Raw genomic sequence first — 1,206 nt, 5'->3', positions numbered from 1 at the left:
TCATCCTGGGCCACCGCCCGCGTCCGTCGCAGCCACACCCGCCAAACCTTGCCCGTCCGTACAACAATGACGTGGGGCCTTCCTCCCGGAACGACTGCTGTGGCGCTGTTACGTTGGCTGACAGGGTGGGGTGATCTTCTGGTTGATCACGCTGGGAGGAGTCGTCTGTGGAAAGCGCGTCGCCGTCGTACAGGGGTACCGGTATCCGGTCGGGGTGATCTCCCACTGCGTGTGGCTGTGCTCCCGCTTCCCGTCGTCGTTCCGCGAGGTCGAGGAGGGCCCCGGAGTCCTAGCTCAGAGCCGAGTAGCCGGAGGGACTCTCACTCTCCGGCCCTCACAGAACCGTGCTTAACAGTCGCCCGTTACACGGCTCTTGTCGCTCTGTTCATCAGACCGCGAACGCGCGAACGGTGTAGCGCCAGTGCGCGAACATGCGGGGGTACCGCTGGGCGATCTCCTGCATCTTCGCAAGTGCTCTTCGTTCGGCGGCGAGCCGTTTGTACTTCCTGCGGATCCAGAGCACCAGGTAGGCGTTGATGCGCGTCAAGAACGGGAGCAACTCCCAGGGCCTGAAACGGCCGTAGTAGTTGATCCATCCCGCCACGACAGGGTTGATCCTGCGGGCGAGCTCGTTGAAGGTCAGACCGGTGCGGGTGTGCAGGTGCCAGGAGCGCACCTCCCGCCCCATCTTCTTCAGGGCGTCCCTGCTGACGGCCGGGTCGAACGACAGGAACTGCCTGCCGTGCCGGGTCCGGCTTCGTCTGGCGCGGAACGTGTAGCCGAGGAACGTGAACGCCGTGTGCTCGAAGGAGCCTGGGCGCGAGCCGTCCTGGCAGTAAACGATCCGGGTCTTGGCCGGGTGCAAGTGCAGCCCAACCTCGGCCATCCTGTCCGTGAGCGCGGCCAGCACCTCGCGGGCCTGGCGCTCGGTGACGCAGTGCAGCACCGCGTCATCCGCGTAGCGCTCGAACCAGACGGACGGGAACTCCCGGTCCATCCAGACATCGAACGCGTAGTGCAGAAACAGGTTCGCCAGGACAGGAGAAACCACGCCCCCAACGCAATGGGCAACTTCTGCTTCGAGGTGACGCTCGGCTACCGGCGCTTGGAGCTCCTCCCTCTCACGGAGGGTAAGGGCCGTCACAATGGGTAGTAGGTTTGTGACATGGTGCGTGGTGATCGTGTCGATAGCGTCGAGTACGCCCG

1 protein-coding gene and 1 pseudogene are annotated in these 1,206 nt (G+C 64.5%); one reads left to right on the top strand and one right to left on the bottom strand.

Annotation, left to right across the window (positions count from 1 at the left end):
* Positions 1 to 151: 151 nt before the first annotated feature.
* A pseudogene (locus ABZ656_RS58045) lies at positions 152 to 277 on the top strand (IS6 family transposase); the annotation flags it as partial.
* A 111-nt stretch (positions 278 to 388) separates the two neighbouring features.
* Here ABZ656_RS58045 and ABZ656_RS58040 read toward each other — a convergent pair.
* Positions 389 to 1,051, bottom strand: coding sequence for a group II intron maturase-specific domain-containing protein (locus ABZ656_RS58040; RefSeq protein ID WP_360280865.1), 663 nt, complete (start codon positions 1,049 to 1,051; stop codon positions 389 to 391).
* Positions 1,052 to 1,206 lie beyond the last annotated feature (155 nt).

The sequence above is a fragment of the Streptomyces sp. NPDC007095 genome (assembly GCF_040634475.1).
In the GTDB taxonomy this organism is placed as follows: Bacteria; Actinomycetota; Actinomycetes; order Streptomycetales; family Streptomycetaceae; genus Streptomyces.
This window is presented reverse-complemented; position numbering and strand designations above follow the sequence as displayed.